Source organism: Mycobacterium sp. SMC-2 (assembly GCF_025263485.1).
Taxonomy (GTDB): domain Bacteria; phylum Actinomycetota; class Actinomycetes; order Mycobacteriales; family Mycobacteriaceae; genus Mycobacterium.
Genome location: NZ_CP079863.1, coordinates 2,370,819 through 2,390,224 on the forward strand (window position 1 = coordinate 2,370,819; position 19,406 = coordinate 2,390,224).

General features: G+C 67.9%; 17 protein-coding genes. 12 read left to right on the forward strand and 5 right to left on the reverse strand.

The features are described 5' to 3' along the window. The first annotated feature begins 143 nt into the window (after positions 1–143). On the forward strand, positions 144–1,388 hold the full coding sequence (locus KXD96_RS11330; protein ID WP_260744639.1) for a glycosyltransferase: 1,245 nt from the start codon (positions 144–146) through the stop codon (positions 1,386–1,388). Positions 1,389–1,394: 6 nt separating this feature from the next. On the opposite strand, the gene KXD96_RS11335 is transcribed toward KXD96_RS11330, so the two are convergent. After that, positions 1,395–2,051 (reverse strand): amino acid-binding protein, encoded by a 657-nt coding sequence (locus KXD96_RS11335; protein WP_260744640.1) that lies wholly within the window; start codon positions 2,049–2,051, stop codon positions 1,395–1,397. A 96-nt stretch (positions 2,052–2,147) separates the two neighbouring features. Between KXD96_RS11335 and gatC the strand changes: the two genes are divergently transcribed. The 5 genes from gatC (at position 2,148) to gatB (ending at position 7,978) form a co-directional block, all read left to right on the forward strand. Beyond that, the gene (gene gatC, locus KXD96_RS11340) at positions 2,148–2,447 is read left to right on the forward strand and encodes an Asp-tRNA(Asn)/Glu-tRNA(Gln) amidotransferase subunit GatC (RefSeq protein WP_260744641.1); all 300 of its coding nucleotides are present in this window, start codon (positions 2,148–2,150) and stop codon (positions 2,445–2,447) included. Next, entirely contained in the window at positions 2,444–3,931 is a 1,488-nt protein-coding gene (gene gatA, locus KXD96_RS11345) for an Asp-tRNA(Asn)/Glu-tRNA(Gln) amidotransferase subunit GatA (protein WP_260744642.1), read from the forward strand. Before gatC ends, gatA begins: the two co-directional genes overlap by 4 nt. A 66-nt stretch (positions 3,932–3,997) precedes the next feature. Then, on the forward strand, positions 3,998–5,029 hold the full coding sequence (locus KXD96_RS11350; RefSeq protein WP_260744643.1) for an ATP-dependent 6-phosphofructokinase: 1,032 nt from the start codon (positions 3,998–4,000) through the stop codon (positions 5,027–5,029). A 407-nt stretch (positions 5,030–5,436) separates the two neighbouring features. Beyond that, positions 5,437–6,303 (forward strand): MinD/ParA family protein, encoded by an 867-nt coding sequence (locus tag KXD96_RS11355; RefSeq protein ID WP_260744644.1) that lies wholly within the window; start codon positions 5,437–5,439, stop codon positions 6,301–6,303. A 163-nt stretch (positions 6,304–6,466) separates the two neighbouring features. Next, positions 6,467–7,978: an Asp-tRNA(Asn)/Glu-tRNA(Gln) amidotransferase subunit GatB gene (gene gatB / locus KXD96_RS11360; protein WP_260744645.1), complete on the forward strand. Its 1,512-nt coding sequence runs from the start codon at positions 6,467–6,469 to the stop codon at positions 7,976–7,978. An 85-nt stretch (positions 7,979–8,063) separates the two neighbouring features. Here gatB and KXD96_RS11365 read toward each other — a convergent pair whose 3' ends face one another. After that, on the reverse strand, positions 8,064–9,185 hold the full coding sequence (locus KXD96_RS11365) for a sorbosone dehydrogenase family protein (RefSeq protein ID WP_260744646.1): 1,122 nt from the start codon (positions 9,183–9,185) through the stop codon (positions 8,064–8,066). 260 nt (positions 9,186–9,445) lie between these two features. Here KXD96_RS11365 and KXD96_RS11370 point away from each other — a divergent pair, with 260 nt between their 5' ends. Then, positions 9,446–10,306: a DoxX family protein gene (locus KXD96_RS11370; RefSeq protein WP_260744647.1), complete on the forward strand. Its 861-nt coding sequence runs from the start codon at positions 9,446–9,448 to the stop codon at positions 10,304–10,306. A gap of 4 nt (positions 10,307–10,310) precedes the next feature. Here KXD96_RS11370 and KXD96_RS11375 read toward each other — a convergent pair whose 3' ends face one another. Beyond that, on the reverse strand, positions 10,311–10,667 hold the full coding sequence (locus tag KXD96_RS11375) for a PH domain-containing protein (protein WP_260744648.1): 357 nt from the start codon (positions 10,665–10,667) through the stop codon (positions 10,311–10,313). A 310-nt stretch (positions 10,668–10,977) separates the two neighbouring features. On the opposite strand from KXD96_RS11375, the gene KXD96_RS11380 reads away from it, so the two are divergent. The 3 genes from KXD96_RS11380 to ilvC are packed head-to-tail and all read left to right on the forward strand — an operon-like array spanning position 10,978 to position 14,381. Continuing rightward, positions 10,978–12,846 carry an acetolactate synthase large subunit gene (locus KXD96_RS11380; protein ID WP_396878451.1) on the forward strand — a complete coding sequence of 623 codons (1,869 nt, stop codon included), beginning with the start codon at positions 10,978–10,980 and terminating at the stop codon, positions 12,844–12,846. Continuing rightward, a complete protein-coding gene (gene ilvN / locus KXD96_RS11385; protein WP_260744649.1) occupies positions 12,846–13,346 on the forward strand; it encodes an acetolactate synthase small subunit in 501 nt (166 codons plus the stop codon). The genes KXD96_RS11380 and ilvN overlap by 1 nt, the downstream gene beginning before the upstream one ends. A gap of 33 nt (positions 13,347–13,379) precedes the next feature. Continuing rightward, positions 13,380–14,381, forward strand: a complete 1,002-nt coding sequence (gene ilvC / locus KXD96_RS11390) for a ketol-acid reductoisomerase (RefSeq protein ID WP_260745330.1) — start codon at positions 13,380–13,382, stop codon at positions 14,379–14,381. A 73-nt stretch (positions 14,382–14,454) separates the two neighbouring features. On the opposite strand, the gene wrbA is transcribed toward ilvC, so the two are convergent. Beyond that, positions 14,455–15,054, reverse strand: a complete 600-nt coding sequence (gene wrbA, locus KXD96_RS11395) for an NAD(P)H:quinone oxidoreductase (protein WP_260744650.1) — start codon at positions 15,052–15,054, stop codon at positions 14,455–14,457. Between the two features lie 108 nt (positions 15,055–15,162). Here wrbA and serA point away from each other — a divergent pair, with 108 nt between their 5' ends. Further along, positions 15,163–16,749, forward strand: a complete 1,587-nt coding sequence (serA, locus tag KXD96_RS11400; protein ID WP_260744651.1) for a phosphoglycerate dehydrogenase — start codon at positions 15,163–15,165, stop codon at positions 16,747–16,749. After that, the gene (locus KXD96_RS11405) at positions 16,746–17,756 is read left to right on the forward strand and encodes a 3-isopropylmalate dehydrogenase (RefSeq protein ID WP_260744652.1); all 1,011 of its coding nucleotides are present in this window, start codon (positions 16,746–16,748) and stop codon (positions 17,754–17,756) included. Before serA ends, KXD96_RS11405 begins: the two co-directional genes overlap by 4 nt. On the opposite strand, the gene KXD96_RS11410 is transcribed toward KXD96_RS11405, so the two are convergent. Beyond that, on the reverse strand, positions 17,656–18,960 hold the full coding sequence (locus KXD96_RS11410; protein ID WP_260744653.1) for an MFS transporter: 1,305 nt from the start codon (positions 18,958–18,960) through the stop codon (positions 17,656–17,658). The genes KXD96_RS11405 and KXD96_RS11410 overlap by 101 nt on opposite strands. Positions 18,961–19,406 lie beyond the last annotated feature (446 nt).

Genomic DNA, 19,406 nt, shown 5'->3' on the forward strand with positions numbered 1-19,406 from the left:
GCGGGTGTCAACGGGGTTGTCAGTAGGATGCCTCCGACGGCCGCTTGGTCTCTCCCGCGGCAGAGCGGGCGGGGCGATCGTACGTTGCCGACCAGATCCGGTGGGCAACCGTCACCCGACCCAACTGTTCGCGAGGTTTCCCCATGCATGTCGCACTCTTCACCGATCTTCACCCCGACGGCCTCGGGGGGACGCAGGTGTCGGTGGCCACCCAACGTCGTGCGCTCGAGCAGAGCGGGCACCGGGTCACCGTCTTCACGGCACCGATGCCCGGTTCGGTCGACCCCGACCCCTGCGTCGTCGAGTTGAGGCCGGTACCCGTCGTCGACCCGCTCATGCGCAAATTGGGCAGGCATGAAGACTTTGTTCTCGTCTGGCCGTCCAGGTCGAATCGCGCGATCATCGACGAGGCATTCGCTACCCGCGGGCCCGTCGATATCGTGCACACCCAGGGTGACCTGGGTGTGGCGATAGCGGGCGTGGAAGCCGCTCGGCGGCACGGTATTCCGGTTGTCCAAACCAAACACACCCGCTACGACACCTATTTTGAGCAAGCCACCCCGGCCCCGTTGTTCCTGGCGCTATTGGTCAGCCAGGTGCAGAAGCGTTATCTCGCACAGGACTTCCAACTCATCCCCGAAAAAGAGAGTGCGGCCGCCCGACTGGCGTGGCAGTTCATGGTGGCGCACGGGCAAGCCGTGGACCACCAGATCACACCGACGCGGCATTTTGCGCGGTCGCTGGCCAGACGCGGCGTGACGAGTCCAATATCGGCGATCTCCAACGGTGTTGACGACGACGTCGTCGACCGGGCCAGGGCGGCCGTGGTTTCCGGCTCGTCTGACGACGAACCGCTCCGCCTCGTCTGGTGTGGGCGCCTCTCGTCGGAGAAGCGGGCCCTGGAAGCGATCGAGGCCGTCGCTGAGGTCGATGACTGCACACTCGACATCTACGGCCAGGGCCACCTCGAGGCGTCGATGAAAAAGCTCATCAACTCTGCCGGACTCTCGGGGCGGATTCGCCTGCACGGTCGGGTCGACCGTGAGGCCTGCCTGGTCGCGATGGGATCCAACGATGCGCTGCTGTTCACGTCCTACGATTTCGACACCCAGGGCCTCGTGCTGCTGGAAGCGGTGGCCATGTCGTCGCCCGTCATCTACTGTGACCCCGCGCTGAGCGAAACGGTTCCGGAAGGCGGAGGCATCCTGGCCGCCGACCCGTCCCCGTCCGCACTGGCGGCCGCGATTCGTGCGCTCGTCTCGGATCGCGACAGATTGCGGAGAATGTCCCGGGTCGCCACCCGACATCGGGACAGCGGTCGGCAATCCGTGCAAACCGAGAAGATCATCGCCATCTACAACAGCCTGCTGGACCGGGTGCCCGCGTAGCCGGCGTCAGCGCAGCATGGTGGCGACGATGTCGGCCAGGTAGCCCAGGCGAGCCACCTCCGACGGGCGGAATTCCGGGCCCGGGCGGCCCAGCACCACCGCGGTGTGCGGATCGCCCAAGGGGGCGGCGACCATCGTGGTGTCCATGTCGCGCCACGCCTGCGGCACCCACTCGCCGGTGCTGTCCAGCGTCGCGGCCCGCTCGATGGGCAGCCACGGGGCCGAATCCGCCCGCGTCTCCGGCGCCCCCCGGCTGGAGGCCAGCCGGTGCAGCTCGTCGCCCGCACTGCGCAGCACGGTGCACCAGCTGACGCGCAGCACCCGGGGTGCCTCGTTGGCCAGGACCTGCAGCCGCGACGCCTTGTCGCCGGCCGCGGCGACGTGATCGAGCAGCTCCAGCTCGCGATGCGCTTCCAGTAGCCCGGTGTGCGGACGCACGCTGTCCACCCGGACACCGGAAAGCGCCTCCGCGGCGGTGATCAGCGTGTCCGGCAGCGCTCCCGGCGGCAATTCGATCACCAGGTCGTCGATCGCATACCCCGAGCTGCGCTCGACGACGTCGAGCGACAAGATGTCGGCGCCCACCGAGCCGAGCGCCACGGCCAGCGAGCCCAGGCTGCCCGGGCGGTCGACCAGCTCGATGCGCAACAGATACGACGGCACGGCCAACACTGTTGCACAGCGATGCGTCGACTGCATTTCCGTGGATAGCGGGCGGCCCTGAACCCGTCGGCGCGCTCGCGGCTAGGCTTTCCTGTCGTGTCTCAGATCTCCCGCGACGAGGTGGCGCACCTGGCCCGGCTGTCCCGGCTGGCACTGACCGACAGCGAGCTCGACAGCTTCGCCGGCCAGCTCGATGCCATCCTGACCCACGTCAGCCAGGTGCAGGCGGTCGACGTCACCGGCGTCGAAGCGACCGGCAACCCGCTCAAGGACGTGAACGTCACCCGCCCTGACGCGCCGATCCGCTGCCTGACCCAGCAGGAAGCGCTGGCCGAGGCGCCCGAGGCGGTCGACGGCCGCTTCGCGGTGCCGCAGATCCTCGGGGACAGCGAGTGAACGAGATCATCCGGTCCGACGCCGCGACCCTGGCCGCCCGGATCGCCGCCAAGGAGCTGTCGTCGGTCGAGGTCACCCAGGCCTGCCTGGACCAGATCGCGGCCACCGACGACCGATACCACGCTTTCCTGCACGTCGCCGCCGACGAAGCGCTGGGCGCGGCGGCCGTGGTCGACGAGGCGGTGGCCGCCGGCGAGCGGCTGCCCTCGGCGCTGGCCGGGGTGCCGCTGGCGCTCAAGGACGTCTTCACCACCGTCGACATGCCCACCACCTGCGCCTCCAAGATTCTCGAGGGCTGGCGTTCTCCCTACGACGCAACCGTCACCACGCGGTTGCGCGCCGCGGGCATCCCGATTCTCGGCAAGACCAACATGGACGAATTCGCGATGGGATCGTCGACGGAGAACTCCGCCTACGGCCCCACCCGCAACCCGTGGGACCTCGACCGGGTGCCCGGCGGCTCCGGGGGAGGCAGCGCGGCGGCGCTGGCCGCGTTCCAGGCACCCCTTGCCATCGGATCCGACACCGGCGGCTCTATCCGCCAGCCGGCGGCGCTGACCGCGACGGTCGGCGTCAAGCCCACCTACGGCACCGTGTCCCGCTACGGGCTGGTGGCGTGCGCGTCGTCCTTGGATCAGGGCGGCCCGTGCGCGCGTACGGTGCTGGACACCGCGTTGCTGCACCAGGTGATCGCCGGGCACGACCACCGCGACTCCACGTCCGTCGAGGCGGCGGTGCCCGATGTCGTCGCCGCCGCCAAAGCCGGCGCGGCCGGGGACCTCAAGGGCGTGCGCGTCGGAGTCGTGAAGCAGCTGCGCGGTGACGGCTACCAGCCCGGAGTGCTGGCCTCGTTCGAGGCCGCGGTCGCCCGGCTGACCGAGCTGGGCGCCGAGGTGAGCGAAGTCGACTGCCCGCACTTCGAGTACGCGCTGGCCGCCTACTACCTGATCCTGCCGTCGGAGGTGTCGAGCAACCTGGCCCGCTTCGACGCGATGCGTTACGGGCTGCGCGTCGGTGACGACGGCACGCACAGCGCCGAGGAAGTGATGGCGCTGACCCGGGCCGCCGGTTTCGGCCCGGAAGTCAAGCGGCGCATAATGATCGGCACCTACGCGCTGTCGGCCGGTTATTACGACGCCTATTACAACCAGGCGCAGAAGGTGCGCACGCTGATCGCCCGCGACCTCGACGGGGCGTACCAGTCCGTCGACGTGGTCGTGTCACCCGCCACTCCGACCACCGCCTTCCCGCTGGGGGAGAAGGTGGACGATCCGCTGGCCATGTACCTGTTCGACCTGTGCACGCTGCCGCTGAACCTGGCCGGCCACTGCGGCATGTCGGTGCCGTCGGGGCTGTCACCGGATGACGGCCTGCCGGTCGGGCTGCAGATCATGGCGCCGGCACTGGCCGACGACCGCCTCTACCGGGTGGGCGCCGCCTACGAGGCGGCCCGCGGCCCGCTACCGTCGCCACCCACCCTGTAACGCCACTTCCCGAGCGATTTTGAGCTGCCCGCGCCATCGGGCCGCCGCCCCAGGCAAGATGAAGGCATGCGGATCGGAGTTCTCACCGGAGGCGGCGACTGCCCGGGGCTGAACGCCGTCATTCGGGCGGTGGTGCGCACCTGCGACGCCCGGTACGGCTCGTCGGTGGTCGGCTTCCAGGACGGGTGGCGCGGGTTGCTGGAAAACCGGCGCATACAACTGCATAACGACGACCGCAATGACCGGCTGTTGGCCAAGGGCGGCACGATGCTGGGGACCGCGCGGGTGCACCCGGACAAGCTGCGCGCCGGGCTGGACCAGATCAAGCAGACCCTGGACGACAACGGCATCGACGTGCTCATCCCGATCGGCGGCGAAGGCACCCTGACCGCCGCGCACTGGCTGTCGGAGGAAAACGTTCCCGTCGTCGGCGTGCCGAAGACCATCGACAATGACATCGATTGCACCGACGTCACTTTCGGCCACGACACCGCGCTGACGGTGGCCACGGAAGCCATCGACCGCCTGCACAGCACCGCCGAATCCCACCAGCGGGTGATGCTGGTGGAGGTGATGGGCAGGCATGCGGGGTGGATCGCGCTGAACGCCGGCATGGCTTCCGGCGCGCACATGACGCTGATTCCCGAGCAGCCCTTCGACGTGGAGGAGGTTTGCCGGCTGGTCAAACGCCGCTTCCAGCGCGGGGATTCGCACTTCATCTGCGTGGTCGCCGAGGGGGCCAAGCCCATCCCCGGCTCGATCTCGTTGCGCGAGGGTGGGATTGACGAGTTCGGTCATGAGAAATTCACCGGTGTGGCGGCCCAGCTGGGTGCCGAGGTGGAAAAGCGGATCAACAAGGACGTCCGGGTGACCGTGCTGGGTCACGTCCAGCGCGGTGGTACCCCGACGGCCTACGACCGGGTGCTGGCCACCCGCTTCGGCGTCAACGCCGCCGATGCGGCCCATGCCGGGGAGTACGGCCAGATGGTGTCGCTGCGGGGGCAGGACATCGGCCGGGTGGCGCTGGCCGACGCCGTGCGCCGACTCAAGCTGGTGCCGGAAAGTCGCTACGACGACGCCGCGGCCTTCTTCGGCTGATCCGGCGGCTTCGGCAGACGGGGCCCCGACCGGGCCAAGGCCACGAATTCGTGGTTTCCGCACCGGCTGCAAGCGGTTATACCGGGATTGTGAGCAACCGCGGTTCGATTCGCGGAGTTCAGCACCCCGCGGCGTCGGCGTGGCCACCGGGCCCGCCGGTTAGGCCGCCGCATCCACCGGGCGGGCCTCCTGATACCGGCAGGGCACCCGCCACCGTGCCGCAGCCCCATCGCTCGGAACCAGCCATCCCCCGGCCGCAGCGCACACCACCCCCGCCCGCCCCGGCCTCGCGAGTCCCTTCGCCGCCGCGGCCGGCGCCGCTGCCGGGCGGGACTGCACTGGACGGGCTCGATCAGCGCGAGCGCGAGGGGTCGTCCAGGTTCGGCTGGCGAGAACTGGTTCATCGGGTGACGGGGGTTGATCTGGGCCCCGGCAAAGACGCGCAGTACAAAGAAGAGCTGCGAAAGCGCATCCGCGCGGTCGTCGGCGGGGCGTTTCCCATCGCCGTCCTCAACCTCAAAGGCGGCGTCGGCAAGACCGCGGTGGTGGAGGCGCTGGGGTCGACGTTCGCCGACGTGCGCCACGACCGGGTCATCGCCGTCGACATTGACGCCGGGGACCTGCCGGAGCGGCATGGCCGTCCCAACTCGCTCGGCATGGCCGACCTGCTCGCCGACAAGGCGATCACGAGCTACGCCGACGTCCGGGCGCACACCTACATGAACAATTTCGGCCTGGAAGTGCTCGGTTTGCCCGACTACGCGCACACCGACTGGCGGCTCGAGCGTCACGACGTGGTCAAAGCGTTTTCGCTCTTGCGGAACCACTATTCGGTGGTGTTGGTGGACTGCGCCAAGGCGCTCAATTCGGGTGTGATGGACGCGGTCCTGCCCGAGGCGCGGGCACTGGTGGTGGTGACCAGCACCTCCATCGATGCGATACGAAAGACCGCCACCACGCTGAATTGGTTGACTAACAACGGATATCACCCGTTGGTGCGTTCGACGATACTGGCGATCAACCACGTGGAGCCTGCCAAGGTTGAGCTGCTGGCCGCCAAGGAACTCGAACAATTGTCCACGCGCATCGCAGCGACGGTGGTGCTGCCGTTCGACCGGCACATACACGAGGGCAGGCAGATCGAGTTAGATCGACTGAGCAATGAAAGCCGGCGCAGTTACCTGGAGATGGCGGCTGTGCTCGCCGACATGTTCCCGGGCAGGGGAGAGGAGCGCAACCGGTTCCCGGTGCCGCGCTCGCCGCACTGGCCCTGACCCGCTTCGCCCGGCTCCGCCGCGCTCGCGGTCACCACTGGGGCTGATGGCCCTGACCCGCTTCGCCCGGTTCCGCCGCGCTCGCGGTCACCACTGGGGCTGATGGCCCTGACCCGCTTCGCCCGGCTCCGCCGCGCTCGCGGTCACCACTACGATCGACGGCATGAGTGTTGCTACCAGCGCCGATCTCATGGATTACGACGACGTCATCGCGCGTTTCGACCCGGTACTCGGCCTCGAGGTCCACGTCGAGCTGTCGACCGTCACGAAGATGTTCTGCGGCTGCTCCACGGCCTTCGGCGCCGAACCCAACACCCAGGTATGCCCGGTGTGCCTCGGGCTGCCCGGGTCGCTGCCGGTGCTCAACCAAAAGGCAGTGGAGTCCGCCATCCGCATCGGGTTGGCGCTGAACTGCGAGATCGTGCCCTGGTGCCGCTTCGCCCGGAAGAACTACTTCTACCCGGACATGCCGAAGAACTACCAGATCTCCCAATACGACGAGCCGATCGCCATCAACGGGTACCTCGACGCCCCGTTGGAAGACGGCACCACCTGGCGGGTCGACATCGAGCGCGCGCACATGGAGGAAGACACCGGCAAGCTAACCCACCTGGGCAGCGAAACGGGCCGCATCCACGGCGCGACGACATCGCTGCTCGATTACAACCGTGCCGGAGTGCCGCTGATCGAAATCGTGACCAAGCCCATCGTGGGCGCCGGTGCCCGGGCGCCGCAGATCGCCCGCGCCTATGTCACGGCATTGCGAGACCTGTTGCGCGCCTTGGATGTATCGGATGTCAGGATGGACCAGGGCTCGATGCGTTGTGATTCCAACGTGTCGCTGATGCCGAAGGGCACGACCGAGTTCGGCACCCGCACCGAGACCAAGAACGTCAACTCGCTGAAAAGCGTTGAGGTCGCGGTGCGTTACGAGATGCAGCGGCAGGCCGCCATCCTCGCGTCCGGCGGTCAGATCATCCAGGAGACCAGGCACTTCCACGAGGCCGGGTACACCAGCCCGGGCCGCACCAAGGAGACCGCCGAGGACTACCGCTATTTCCCCGAGCCCGACCTGGAACCCGTCGCGCCCAGCCGCGAGTTGGTCGAGCAGTTGCGTCAAACGATCCCGGAGCTACCGTGGCTGAGCCGCAAGAGGATTCAGCAGGAGTGGGGTATCTCGGACGAAGTGATGCGCGACCTGGTCAACGCCGGCGCCGTGGAACTGGTCATCGAGACCGTCAAGCACGGCGCCGCCAGCGATCAGGCGCGCGCATGGTGGGGAAACTTCTTGGTGCAGAAGGCCAACGAGGCGAACATCGGTTTGGACGAGTTGGCCATCACCCCGGCCCAGGTAGCCGCGGTGATCGCACTCGTCGACCAGGGCAAGCTGTCCAACAAGCTGGCCCGCCAGGTCGTGGAGGGAGTGCTGGCCGGCGAGGGCGACCCCGAGCAGGTGATGACGTCCCGCGGCCTCGAGCTGGTGCGCGACGATTCGGTGACGCAGGCCGCGGTCGACGAAGCGCTGGCCGCCAATCCCGATGTCGCGGAAAAGATCCGCGGCGGCAAGGTCGCCGCGGCCGGTGCGATCGTCGGAGCGGTGATGAAAGCCACCCGCGGGCAAGCCGATGCGGCCCGGGTGCGCGAACTCGTCCTGGCCGCCTGCGGTCAGGGGTAAGCGCCGACCGAATCGAGAGTGAATCAGGCGACGCGACGCGCCGACTCGGCGTCGCAGGATGGACACGCGACGGGCGCGCTAAGACCTAGGTCTTGTCGTCGTTGTTGCGCGGGAAGCCGCCGCCCTGTGGGAACAGCGGGAACACCACGTCGTCGAGCTTCTCGGCATCGCCGGCCGTCTTGTTAACGGTTGCGCCCCAGACGTTCCCGTCGGGCGACATCCGCAGCGCCCACGCGTGGGCGTGGGTGTCCTTGCGCACGACGTCGGGTTCGCCGGTGACCGCGCCCGTCGACGGCGCCAGCCGCACGGCCACCGTCAGCTTGGTGTTGATCAGGTTGACCAGCACGGTCCCGTCCATCGCCGCGCAGCCGGCCACGCCAGGCTTGTCCGGCCACGTCCACACCGTGGAGACCTCCGACGTCTTGGTGATGCGCTGCAAGCGATCTGCGGTGGGGGTGCGGTCGGCGACATACAGCGAGCCGTCCACGGGGTCGATGCACATGCCGCCGCCGGAGCCGACGCCCGACAGCGCGGTCGTCGGCGGCGCCTGGCCGATGGTGGTCGGTTGCTCGATGCGCAGGACCTTGCCGGCCAGCGATTTCGGGTCGGCGGCAATCGCAGGGTTGCCGGCGTCGCCGGTCATCACGACCAGCGTGGTGGGGCTGGTGAAGATCAGCGCGCCGGTGTTTCCGGTGGCGCCCTTGGGGATCCCGGTCAGGATGTCCTTCGGGATGTCGCCGTCGGCCACCCGGATGACCCGATTGTCGGTGGGCGTGCTGACGTAGGCATACATCAACCGGTCCTGGGTGTAGGTCGGCGACAGCACGATGTCCATCAGCCCGCCGTCCCCGGACGGGTCGACCGGGATGACCATCTTCACCTTCGGCTCGGCGCTGACCGAGATCTTCTTGACCGCGCCGGTGGTGCGCTCGGCGACCAGGGCGGTTTTGCTGTCGGGCCCCATGATGAGCCCGCTGGTGCTCTCCAGGCAGCCCTGCATCACGCCCGGAGCCGGGCAGGCCTTGGGGAACGGCGTGGGCGGCAGCGGCGGCGGCGGGGGAGGCGTCGAGCTGGGTTGGGGCTTGAGTTCCGGATTTGTGGTGAACGGCTGCGACTGGGCGTCGTTGAACCGCGCGCACCCGCTCGCGACCAGCACCACCGCGCAGAGCGCGGCAAACCCGCACCGAACCGAGCGCCGTAGTCGCATGACCGACAGGCTACGGATAGTGCGGCCGCCGCCGCCACACACGTGCGCCTATCCGCCCGGCCCGGCACGACCGGAAGGCCTTTCGCGCCGCCCAACGGCCGCCTCCCGGGTCCGAGATGCGCCGTTTTCGACCCTTCGGAGCCGCGACCGAGGCAATTTCGGGCCAATCCGGGGTTGTTTGGCGCGCAAACCACCGATTGCCTGCCGAAAGCGCCGCTCAAATCCCCAATTCAGCGCCAATTGCCCTTACCCTGACACGCGTGACCAGTCAACCTAATGACGGACATTGGCAGCGGCCCGGCGAATCCCCGGAGCCAACCCCGGGACGCCCGGCGACGGCGCGCGTGGTTGACCCCGAAGACGACTTGACGCCCGTCGGTTACCCCGGCGATTTCAACCCCTCCACCGGAACCACCACGGTCATCCCCTACATGGGCGACCACGCCGCCCTGGGCGCACCCAGCGCAGCGGGCTACAACATGCTTGACCAGCAGGAGCCCCTGCCCTACGTCCAGCCGCAGCCGTCCCGGCACGCGGCCGCCGAGCCCACCGAGATCGACGGGGACGAACACCACGGCCGGCTGCACGACGTCGGTCGGCGCGGAACCCAGCATCTGGGTTTGCTGATCTTGCGGGTCGGCCTCGGAGTCGTGCTGGCCGCCCACGGGTTGCAGAAGCTGTTCGGCTGGTGGGGCGGCTCAGGGGTGGGTGGGTTCAAGAACTCGCTGTCCGACGTCGGCTACCAGCACGCCGACATCCTCGCCTATGTCAGCGCCGGCGGCGAGCTCGTCGCAGGTGTGCTGCTGGTCCTGGGGTTGTTCACCCCGGTGGCCGCGGCCGGTGCGCTGGCCTTTCTGATCAACGGCATGCTGGCCACCATCACGGCCCGCCCGCATCCGCACAGCTTCACGTACTTCCTGCCGGACGGACACGAATACCAGATCACCCTGATCGTCTTGGCCGTCGCGGTCATCCTGTGCGGGCCCGGCCGCTACGGTCTCGATGCGCGGCGGGGCTGGGCGCATCGGCCCTTCATCGGGTCGTTCGTCGCGTTGCTGGTCGGCATCGCCGCAGGCATCGCGGTATGGGTGCTGCTCAACGGGGTCAACCCGATCGCCTGAGGACTCACTGATAGGGGTTGGGCACCCGCCCCGAGCTGGCCTCGGTCAGCTGCGGCAGCGTCGCGAACGTCACCGCGGGCAAGCGCAACTCCGCGCCGCTTTTGAGGTGTGCGCGTGCCCAGGAACCCCGGTGGAAGCGCAGCCCGTCGATGTCATCCCACTGCACCGTCTGGCTGCCCAGCAGCGTGCGGACGGTCACTCCGCGATCGTCGGCGACGGTGCGTAACCGCACGATCAGGGCCGAGAGCACCACGGGGATCACCAGCAACGGTGCCGACGGCGGCCACAGCATCACCGGTATCAGCAACCCGAGGGTGAAGAACCCGACTGCCAGGTGCGCGATCGGGGAAATCTTGATCACGACAGGTGTGTGGGAAGACGAACCGGTAGCCACCCGGCCATCATTTCACCCGGCACGTCCGACCGGATCTCCGCGCGAGCCGGCGGCGGCGGATTTGACTGCTGAGCTGTGCGAAGGCTACCGTCGGACGTTATGGATACCGCCGGACAGCCCGGGATGCTCGTAGTAATTAGTCGGCGCGTTGGTGCCTGACTAGCCTCTTCGGCATTTGAAGCTATCCAGACCAACGCGACCCTCGTGCAGCAGATGAGCTGTCGGGGGTTTTTTCTTGCCCCAGCGAGATTCCCAGAGTGAATAAGGACCAAAGACAGTGAGCGCACCCGCCAGGCAGCACGCCACACAGCCTCAGCGTGCCGCCGACATCGCCTCCGACGCGACCAAGCCCACCGCGAAATCTTCGCCGAGCAAGCCGAAACGTGTTGGGCCCGAGAAACTTACCGGCGCCCAGTCGGTGATCCGGTCGCTGGAGGAACTCGACGTCGAGGTCATCTTCGGAATTCCCGGCGGCGCCGTGTTGCCGGTTTATGACCCGCTGTTCGACTCGAAAAAGCTTCGCCACGTGCTGGTTCGCCACGAGCAGGGCGCCGGCCATGCCGCCAGCGGCTACGCCCACGCCACCGGCAAGGTCGGGGTGTGCATGGCCACGTCGGGTCCCGGCGCAACCAACCTCGTCACGCCGCTGGCCGACGCCCAAATGGACTCGGTCCCGGTCGTCGCCATCACCGGCCAGGTCGGTCGCACGCTGATCGGCACCGATGCCTTCCAGGAAGCCGACATCTCGGGCATCACGATGCCGATCACCAAGCACAACTTCCTGGTCCGCTCGGGCGACGAGATCCCCCAGGTGCTCGCCGAGGCCTTCCACATCGCTTCCTCGGGCCGCCCCGGTGCGGTGCTTGTCGACATCCCCAAAGACGTGCTGCAGGGTCAGTGCACGTTCAGCTGGCCGCCCCGCATGGACCTGCCCGGGTACAAGCCGAACATCAAGCCGCACAACCGGCAGATCCGCGAGGCCGCCAAGCTGATCGCGGCCGCCCGCAAACCGGTGCTTTACGTGGGCGGTGGAGTCATCCGCGGCGAGGCGACCGAGCAGCTGCGGGAGCTGGCCGAGCTGACCGGCATCCCGGTGGTCACCACGCTGATGGCGCGCGGCGCGTTCCCCGACAGCCATCGACAGCACCTGGGCATGCCCGGCATGCACGGCACGGTCGCCGCGGTGGCGGCGCTGCAGCGCAGCGACCTGTTGATCGCCCTGGGCACCCGCTTCGACGACCGGGTCACGGGGAAACTCGAAACGTTCGCGCCGGAGGCCAGGGTCATTCACGCCGACATCGACCCGGCCGAGATCGGCAAGAACCGCCACGCCGATGTACCGATCGTCGGCGACGTCAAGGCGGTCATCACCGATCTGATCGCGATGCTGCGCCACTACGACATTCCCGGCAACGTCGACATGACCGAGTGGTGGGTGTATCTGGACAGCGTTCAGTCCACCTACCCGCTGAGCTACGGCCCGCAGAGCGACGGCAGCCTCGGCCCGGAATACGTCATCGAGAAGCTGGGTCAGATCGCCGGCCCCGACGCGGTGTACGTCGCCGGCGTTGGGCAGCACCAGATGTGGGCCGCGCAGTTCATCTCCTACGAGAACCCGCGCACCTGGATCAATTCCGGCGGCCTGGGCACCATGGGTTTCGCCATCCCGGCGGCCATGGGGGCCAAGATGGCTCGCCCGGAGGCCGAGGTGTGGGCCATCGACGGCGACGGCTGCTTCCAGATGACCAACCAGGAGTTGGCCACCTGCGCGATCGAGGGCGTGCCGATCAAGGTGGCGCTGATCAACAACGGCAACCTGGGCATGGTGCGCCAGTGGCAGACGCTGTTCTACGAGGAGCGGTATTCGCAGACGGACCTGGCCACGCATTCGCATCGCATCCCCGACTTCGTGAAGCTGGCGGAGGCGCTGGGTTGTGTCGGGTTGCGTTGCGAGCGTTCCGAAGACGTCGAGGACGTGATCAACCAGGCCCGCGCGATCAACGATTGCCCGGTGGTGATCGATTTCATCGTCGGCGCGGACGCGCAGGTGTGGCCGATGGTGGCGGCCGGCACCAGCAACGACGAGATTCAGGCCGCCCGTGGCATTCGCCCGCTGTTCGACGACGAGAGCGAAGGGCACGCCTGATGAACACTCATACGCTATCGGTGTTGGTGGAGGACAAACCCGGTGTGCTCGCGCGCGTGGCCGCGCTGTTCTCGCGACGAGGTTTCAACATCGAGTCGCTGGCCGTGGGTGCCACCGAGCAAAAGGACATGTCGCGCATGACCATTGTGGTCAGCGCCGAGGAGACCCCGCTCGAGCAGATCACCAAGCAACTCAACAAGCTGATCAACGTCATCAAGATCGTCGAGCTGGACGAGACCACCTCGATGTCCCGGGAGTTGGCGCTGATCAAGGTGCACGCCGACGCCGGTAGTCGCAGCCAGGTGATCGAGGCGGTGAACCTGTTCCGCGCCAAGGTGATTGACGTATCTCCGGAGGCGCTGACGATCGAGGCGACCGGTGACCGCGGCAAGATCGAGGCGCTGCTGCGGGTGCTGGAACCGTTCGGTATCCGCGAGATAGTCCAATCGGGAGTGGTGTCGTTGTCCCGCGGTCCGCGCGGCATCGCCACGGCCAAGTAACACACAAGGAGATATTCAACAGTGGCACTAGAAATGTTCTACGACGACGACGCAGACCTGTCGATCATCCAGGGCCGCAAGGTCGGCGTGATCGGTTACGGCAGCCAGGGGCACGCGCACTCACTGAGCCTGCGCGACTCCGGCGTGCAGGTGCGCGTGGGGCTCAAGGAGGGTTCGAAGTCGCGGGCCAAGGTGGAGGAGCAGGGTCTGGACGTCGACACCCCCGCCGAGGTGGCCAAGTGGGCCGACGTCATCATGCTGTTGGCGCCTGACACCGCGCAGGCGGACATCTTCAAGAACGACATCGAGCCCAACCTCAAGCCCGGTGACGCACTGTTCTTCGGGCACGGGCTCAACATCCACTTCGGTCTGATCAAGCCGCCCACCGATGTGACCGTCGCGATGGTCGCCCCGAAGGGACCCGGCCACCTGGTGCGCCGTCAGTTCGTCGACGGCAAGGGCGTGCCCTGCCTGATCGCGGTCGACCAGGACCCGACCAGCAAGGGCGAGGCGTTGGCGCTGTCCTACGCCAAGGCCATCGGCGGTACCCGGGCCGGCGTCATCAAGACCACCTTCAAGGACGAGACCGAGACCGACCTGTTCGGCGAGCAGGCCGTGTTGTGCGGCGGCACAGAGGAATTGGTGAAGGCGGGTTTTGACGTGATGGTCGAGGCCGGTTACCCGCCGGAGATGGCGTACTTCGAGGTGCTGCACGAGCTCAAGCTGATCGTCGACCTGATGTACGAAGGCGGCATCGCCCGGATGAACTACTCGGTGTCCGACACCGCCGAGTTCGGCGGGTATCTGTCGGGTCCGCGGGTCATCGACGCCGGCACCAAGGAGCGGATGCGGGAGATCCTGCGCGACATCCAGGACGGCACCTTCGTCAAGAAGCTGGTGGCGAACGTCGAGGGCGGCAACAAGGAACTGGAGCAGTTGCGCAAGGAGAACGCCGAGCATCCCATCGAGGTGACCGGCAAGAAGCTGCGCGACCTGATGAGCTGGGTCGACCGGCCGATCACCGAGACGGCCTGACTATTCCGCCGAGCGTGAAACTGTTGCGAAAAACAGCGAAAAAATTCGCAACAGTTTCACGCTCGGGTACGGGTTACGGCGCCAGACGCCGGGCCACCTCAACTACCCGGCGGGCCAGATGGTCTAACGCGTTGGCCGTCGCGTCGTCGAACTCGCTGATGTTGTCATGGGTGGACACCAGGCTCACCCCGTACGGGTTGCCGTCGACGAACTTCAGCGGGTCGGTGTAGCCGGGCGGCACGATGATGCCGCCGAAATGCATCAGGGTGATGTACAGCGCCAGCAGCGTGGTCTCCTGACCGCCGTGCAGGGTGTTGGAGGAGGTGAAGGCCGCATAGATCTTGTCCGCGAGCTTGCCTTCGGCCCACAGCCCGCCCAGCGAGTCGAGGAAATTGCGCAATTGCGCAGCGGGAGAGCCGAAGCGGGTCGGCGAACCGAAGATGACCGCGTCGGCCCAGACGATGTCCTCACCGGTGGCTGCCGGGAGGTCTTTGGTCGCTTGGTAATTCGCCGTCCAGGCCGGATTCTGCGCAAACGATTCCGGGTCGCGGGTCTCGGCGACGTGTCGCAGGCGGACTTCGGCGCCCGCGGCCTCGGCCGCGGCGGCAACGCGTTGCGCCATCGCGGTGCCATGGCCGGTGGCCGAGTAGTAGACGATCGCAAGTTTGGTCACGAGCGCATCGTAGGACCGCGATGACCCGCACCCCAACCGCGCGTCGGCGCAGTTACGGCAGTGGTGAGCCCGTCGATGCGCGTCAACGCCAGCCGATAGGCTGGCCGGGTGAATCTGCCTGTTGTATTGATCGCCGACAAACTCGCCCAATCGACTGTCGCCGCCCTGGGAGACCAGGTCGAGGTGCGCTGGGTAGACGGGCCGGACCGGGAGAAGCTGCTGGCCGCAGTGCCGGAGGCCGACGCGCTGCTGGTGCGCTCGGCCACCACCGTCGACGCCGAGGTGCTGGCAGCCGCACCCAAACTGAAGATCGTCGCCCGCGCCGGGGTCGGCCTGGACAACGTCGACGTGGACGCGGCGACCGAGCGCGGCGTGCTGGTGGTCAACGCGCCCACCTCGAATATCCACAGCGCCGCCGAGCACGCGTTGGCGCTGCTCCTGGCTGCCGCCCGGCAGATCCCGGCGGCCGACGCGTCGCTGCGCGAGCACGCCTGGAAGCGGTCGTCGTTCAACGGCACCGAGATTTTCGGTAAGACGGTCGGCGTGGTGGGGCTCGGCCGGATCGGGCAGTTGGTCGCCCAGCGGTTGACGGCCTTCGGCACCCACCTCGTCGCCTACGACCCGTATGTCTCGCCGGCCCGGGCCGCGCAGCTGGGGATCGAACTGTTGCCCCTCGACGACCTCCTGGGCCGCGCCGACATCATCTCGGTGCACCTACCGAAGACGCCCGAGACGGCGGGCCTGATCGGCAAAGACGCGCTGGCGAAGACCAAGCCGGGCATCATCATCGTCAACGCCGCCCGCGGCGGCCTGGTGGACGAGGCCGCCCTGGCGGAGGCGGTGAGCAGCGGCCATGTCCGGGCCGCCGGTATCGACGTCTTCGCCAAGGAGCCGTGCACCGATAGCCCGCTGTTCGAGTTGCCGCAGGTGGTGGTCACGCCGCACCTGGGCGCGTCCACATCCGAGGCCCAGGACCGGGCGGGCACCGACGTCGCCGAAAGCGTGAAGCTCGCGCTGGCCGGGGAGTTCGTCCCCGACGCCGTCAACGTCGGCGGCGGCGTGGTCAACGAAGAGGTAGCGCCCTGGCTGGACCTTGTCCGCAAGCTCGGCGTGCTGGCCGCCTCGCTGTCCGACGGACCCCCGGTGTCGGTGTCGGTGCAGGTGCGCGGCGAGCTGGCCTCCGAAGACGTTGAGGTGCTGAAGCTTTCGGCTCTGCGCGGACTGTTCTCGGCGGTGGTCGAGGGTCCGGTCACTTTCGTCAACGCACCGGCGTTGGCCGAGGAACGCGGCGTCACCGCCGAACTCATCAAGGCCTCCGAGAGCCCCAACCACCGCAGCGTCGTCGACTTGCGCGCGGTCACCCACGACGGCACCACGGTCAACGTGGCCGGCACCCTGTCCGGGCCGCAGTTGGTCGAGAAGATCGTGCAGATCAACGGCCGCCACTTTGACCTGCGCGCCGAAGGCACCAACTTGATCATCCATTACGTCGACCAACCGGGAGCATTGGGCAAGATCGGCACGTTGCTCGGTGGCGCCGGGGTGAACATCCACGCGGCGCAGCTGTCCGAAGACGCCGAGGGCCCGTTCGCGACGATTCTGCTGCGGCTGGACCAGGACGTGCCGGGGGATGTGCGGTCGGCCATCGCTGCGGCGGTAAGCGCGAACAAGCTTGAGGTGGTTGATCTGTCGTGAAGTTGGCTGTTATCGGCGGCGACGGTATCGGGCCGGAAGTGACGGCCGAGGCCGTCAAAATCCTCGATGCGGTGCTGCCCGGTGTCGAGAAGACCGATTACGACTTGGGCGCCCGGCGGTATCACGCCAGCGGCGAACTGCTGCCGGAATCCGTGCTCGCCGAACTGCGCCAGCACGACGCCATCCTGCTCGGGGCGATCGGCGATCCGTCGGTACCCAGCGGCGTGCTGGAGCGGGGCCTGTTGCTGCGCCTGCGTTTTGAGCTGGATCATCACGTCAACCTGCGACCGGGCCGGCTGTATCCCGGTGTGCGCAGCCCGCTGGCGGGAAACCCCGACATCGATTTCGTGGTGGTGCGCGAGGGGACCGAAGGCCCCTACACCGGTACCGGCGGCGCGATCCGCACCGGCACGCCCCACGAAGTCGCCACAGAGGTGAGCCTGAACACCGCCTTCGGTGTGCGCCGCGTGGTGGCCGACGCGTTCGAACGCGCCGAGCGTCGTCGCAAGCACCTGACGCTGGTGCACAAGACCAACGTGCTGACCTTCGCCGGAAAGTTATGGGCGCGCATCGTGGCCGAGGTCGGGAAGGACCACCCCGACGTCGAGGTCGCGTACCAACACATCGACGCCGCCACCATCTTCATGGTCACCGACCCCGGGCGCTTCGACGTGATCGTCACCGACAACCTGTTCGGCGACATCATCACGGACTTGGCCGCGGCCGTGTGCGGCGGAATTGGCTTGGCCGCCAGCGGAAACATCGACGCCACCCGGACCAACCCGTCGATGTTCGAGCCGGTGCACGGCAGCGCGCCGGACATCGCCGGTCAGGGCATCGCCGACCCGACCGCTGCGATCATGTCGGTGGCGTTGCTGCTCGCCCATCTCGGCGAGGACGAGGCCGCTACCCGGGTGGATCGGGCTGTCGAGTCCTATCTTGCAACGCGTGGGGACGAACGGCCCGCCACCACCGAAGTCGGCGAACGGATTGCCGCCGGGCTGTAGTTTCCAGGCCCGGCGGGAGTAACCGCGCCGGCACCAACGGCACCGCGGCCACCGGAAACAATCCGCACAATATCCACGCGTTCGGGTATTTTGCCGCGGTGATCAACGCGCCGAAGAGCGGTGGCGCCGCAGCGGCCAACACCCGCTGGGTGGTGTTCTGGATGCCCAGGGCGCGCCCGCTCCAGAACGGCCCGGCGAATTCGGTGATGGCCGTGGCCTCCAACCCGTTGTCGAGCACGGCGATCACCGCGATGGCGACCATCAGGGGCGCCTGGTACCTCGAATTCAGGAAATCGGCCCAGGCCAAGAGAAAGAGGGTGATGGAAGCCGCGGCCGCGATGATGCGGACCGGTCGCATTCGCGAGCCGATCCGGTCGGACCAGCGGCCCACCAGGACCCGGCCGACGGCACCCAGCACCTGAGAAAGTGTGACCAGACTGCCGGCAGCCGCGACCGACCAGTGCAGATTCTTGATCAGCCACACCAGCATGAACGTGACGGTGACCGTCTGCGGCACCATCATCAGGCCCGCGACCGTGTGAATTCGCCACAGCGTCAACGACCCTCGGTAGGGGCTGGAGAGTTCCGAATGGCTGGCCTTCGCCCTGGGCTTGCGGGGCGGGTTGATGATGCCGAGCGCGCTGGCGATCGCGCCAAACGCGCACGCATAGGCCGTGAACCTGAGCCCCGCATCCGGCCCCTGCTCGGCAAGCTCGGGAATCACCAGCGCTCCCAAGGCGATTCCGAGGGGCTGCGCGGTCTGGCGGAGACCCATGGCCAGGCCGCGTTGGTGTGGCGGGAACCACGCGGATACCAGCCGGCCGCTGGCCGTGTTGCAACTGGCGGCGGCCATGCCGCCGAGAAACAAGTAGACGGCGATCAACACCATCGAATGCGCCGACGCCGCGGCGTAGGCCGCCACCGCGGTCAGTGCCGAACCCGCGGCCATCACCAGGCGCTCGCCCACCCGGTCCAGCACGTAGCCCCACAGCACCAGCGTGACGACCATGCCCCAGCTGGGCATCGAGGACAACAGACCGGCTTCGTCGAGTGGGATTCCGCGCGATGTCTGCAGCGAGGGAATCAGGAACGCGACGCCGTTGATGAAGACAAAGGAAGTCGCGGTGACCACCAGCGATACGACCATGATGGCCCAGCGCCCGCCGGCGCCCAGCTCCCGCGTGGCGGCCGTCCCCGTTCGCATTCCCCATGCTTGCACACGCAGGGGGAACCACTGGTACTACTCGTGCGGATGCTGCCCGCAGTGCCCGGTCCCCCGCAAGCGGGTGGCGCCCGGCCACGCCGCGCTCGCGACCGTCACTCGGTCGAATCGTGACGGCCCGCCACGCCCGGCTACGCCGCGCTCGCGACCGTCACTCGGTCGAATCGTGACGGCCCGCCACGCCCGGCTACGCCGCGCTCGCGACCGTCACTCGGTCGAATCGTGACGGCCCGCCACGCCCGGCTACGCCGCGCTCGCGACCGTCACTCGATCGAATCGTGACGGCCCGCCACGCCCGGCTACGCCGCGCTCGCGACCGTCACTCGATCGAATCGTGACGGCCCGCCACGCCCGGCTACGCCGCGCTCGCGACCGTCACTCGATCGAATCGTGACGGCCCGCCACGCCCGGCTACGCCGCGCTCGCGA

Excerpts from the sequence above, each read along its gene's own strand:
- KXD96_RS11330 (WP_260744639.1), top strand. The coding sequence starts at position 144 with ATGCATGTCGCACTCTTCACCGATCTTCACCCCGACGGCCTCGGGGGG.
- KXD96_RS11350 (WP_260744643.1), top strand. The coding sequence starts at position 3,998 with ATGCGGATCGGAGTTCTCACCGGAGGCGGCGACTGCCCGGGGCTGAAC.
- gatB (WP_260744645.1), top strand. The coding sequence starts at position 6,467 with ATGAGTGTTGCTACCAGCGCCGATCTCATGGATTACGACGACGTCATC.
- KXD96_RS11365 (WP_260744646.1), bottom strand. The coding sequence starts at position 9,185 with ATGCGACTACGGCGCTCGGTTCGGTGCGGGTTTGCCGCGCTCTGCGCG.
- ilvN (WP_260744649.1), top strand. The coding sequence starts at position 12,846 with ATGAACACTCATACGCTATCGGTGTTGGTGGAGGACAAACCCGGTGTG.
- ilvC (WP_260745330.1), top strand. The coding sequence starts at position 13,380 with ATGTTCTACGACGACGACGCAGACCTGTCGATCATCCAGGGCCGCAAG.
- KXD96_RS11410 (WP_260744653.1), bottom strand. The coding sequence starts at position 18,960 with ATGCGAACGGGGACGGCCGCCACGCGGGAGCTGGGCGCCGGCGGGCGC.